Raw genomic sequence first — 2,431 nt, 5'->3', positions numbered from 1 at the left:
AGCCGGTGTTGCCGGTGAAGGTCAGCCGCAGGTAGCGGTGGTCGGCCGACACCGGCACGCTCACCTGGTTGCCGGACGCCGGGTCGAACCGGTACCCGGTCGACGCGACGAGCTGGCTGTACGTGCCGCCGTCCGTGCTGCCCGACACGCTGATCGTCTGCGTGCGGGCGCCCCACGCGGCGGCGGGCGGCAGCTTCAGCACGACCCGCTTCACCGCGATCCGGCTGCCCAGGTCGACCGTGAACGACTGCGGGAACTGGTTGTTCGGGCTCTCCCAGTAGGTGTTCGCGTCACCGTCCACCGCGTTGGAGGCCGGGAAGCCTCCGGCGGCCGACGCCTGGACCGCCTTGCCACGCGCCACGTTGCCCTGGGGAACCGACGTCGTCGTGGTCGTGGTGGTGGTCGTCGTCGATGACGCGTACACCTCCAGCTCGGACAGCTGGGCCGCGGGCCAGGAGGTGTTGCCGGTGAACGTCAGCCGCAGGTAGCGGTGCGTCCCGGAGACCGGGATGGTGACCTGGTTGCCGGACGCCGGGTCGAACCGGTAGCCCGTGGACGCCACGACCTGGCCGTACGTGCCGCCGTCCGTGCTGCCCGACACGCCCAACGTCTGCGTGCGGGCCTCCCAGGCGGTGGCGGGCGGGAGCTTCAGCACCAGGCGGCCCACGTTCTCCGACCGGCCCAGGTCGACCGTCAACGACTGGGGGAACTGGTTGTTCGCGCTCTCCCAGTAGGTGTTCGCGTCACCGTCGACGGCGTTGGACGCCGGGAAGCCGCCGTTCGCGGTGGACGCGCTGACCGACTTGCCGCGGGCCAGGTTGCCGCCCGGCGGAACAGTCGTGGTCGTCGTGGTCGTGGTGGTGGTGGTGGTGGTGCTGGTCGGCGGGGTGGTCGGGTCGGTGTAGACCGGGTCCGGCCACGCGCCGCAGTACGCCGGGCCGTCCCAGCCGGAGTTGCCCGTGCCCCTGGTGATCTGGAAGGCGTTCTCGCCCAGGCAGCTGTAGATGCCCGCCCGGCCGAGCCCGGTGGCGGTGACGTTGGTGAACGACGCCGCACCCGGCGACTGGAGCTGGATGCCGAACGTGCCGGCGCCGTTGATGCGCACGCCGTCGAAGTGGACGTTGGTGATGGTGCCGCTGATGAACTGGATGGCCTCGTAGTTGCTGTCGACGAGGTCGGTGTCGGTGACGTCGATCCGGCCGCTCATCGCGCCGTCGCGGGCGTCGAACCACAGCGCGCCGACGCCGAACTGCCAGTTGGAGTCGAGCACGCCCGCGCGCAGCGTCGTGTTCTTCGACAGGGTGGTGGTGCCGAACAGCGGCACCGACGAGAACCGGTTGCCGACGTGGATGCCGCCGCCCTGGTCCTGGGTGTCGGCCACGACGTTCTCGGTGGCGACGTTGTCCCGGCCGCCGTAGATCGCGATGCCGTTGGCCTTCATCGGCACCACGACGGTGTTGCGGCGGATGGTGTTGCCGTAGTCGGCCTGCTGCTCGGACCAGAACGCGATGCCGTCGTCGCTGATGTTGCGGAAGAGGTTGTTCTCGATGAGCACGTTGCTGATGCCGCGGTGCAGGTTCAGGCCGTCGGCCAGCTGGTCGACGACCTTGTTGTCGCGGATGGTGAGGCCGGAGAACGGGCCGTCCAGCCAGAGGCCGACCTTGGTGTGCTGGAGGAACATGCCGGTGATCTCCGAGCCGCCGCCCAGCGCGCCGCCGATGGCGTTGGTCTGGTCGCAGTCGACCCGGTTGGTGACCTCCCCGATGATCGCGAAGTCGTGCAGGCCGACGCGCGAGCTCACGCCGCCGTTGCCGCCCTGACCGCAGCTCGACGGCTCACCGAGGCCGTAGAAGCCGACCCGGTCGCCCGCGACCACGCTGTGCCAGTGGCCCGCGCCGCGGACGGTGACCTGGTCGACGGTGATGTGCTTGGTGACCGTGAAGCGGCCCGCCGGGATCCACACCTCGCGGCCCGAGGCCTTCGCGGCGGCGACCGCGGCGTCGAAGGCCGCGTTGTCGTTCGTGCCGTCGTTCGGGGTGGCGCCGTGCTCGGTGACCGAGACGGAGTTGGCGGGCCGCGTGGCCGCCGGCGCGACGAGTTCGAAGTCGGCCAGGTCGATCGTGTAGGACGGCGCGCTGTCGCCCGCGTCGACCTGGAGCTTGACCTTCGAGCCCGCCTGGAGCGTGCGCGGGAACAGGGCGCGGGTGGAGTCGTAGAGGTGGTGCGGTTTGCCCTGGCCGGGGTCGTTGGCGTACGGGTAGCCGCCGTAGCGCCAGGAGTACTTCGAGGTGAGCGTGAGGCTGCCGGTCTTGGCGCCGTCGAGGTAGAGCGAGAGCGGCGCGGTGACGATGCTGCCCATGCGCCTGTTCCGCAGCCGCGTGTTCACCGTGTGCACGGTGCTCAGCTTCGTCGTCGGGTTCGCCATGCTCGG

The 2,431-nt window shown here is 70.5% G+C and carries 1 protein-coding gene; it reads right to left on the bottom strand.

Translation table 11 applies throughout. The annotated features are described in order from the left end of the window. A partial coding sequence (locus AB0G02_RS35430; RefSeq protein WP_360803385.1) for a discoidin domain-containing protein occupies window positions 1-2,386 on the bottom strand: 2,386 nt, incomplete at its 3' end. Window positions 2,387-2,431 lie beyond the last annotated feature (45 nt).

Source organism: Actinosynnema sp. NPDC023658 (genome assembly GCF_040639995.1).
In the GTDB taxonomy this organism is placed as follows: domain Bacteria; phylum Actinomycetota; class Actinomycetes; order Mycobacteriales; family Pseudonocardiaceae; genus Actinosynnema.
The sequence above is the reverse complement of the archived record's forward strand: the minus strand, read 5'-3'. Positions and strand labels throughout refer to the sequence as shown.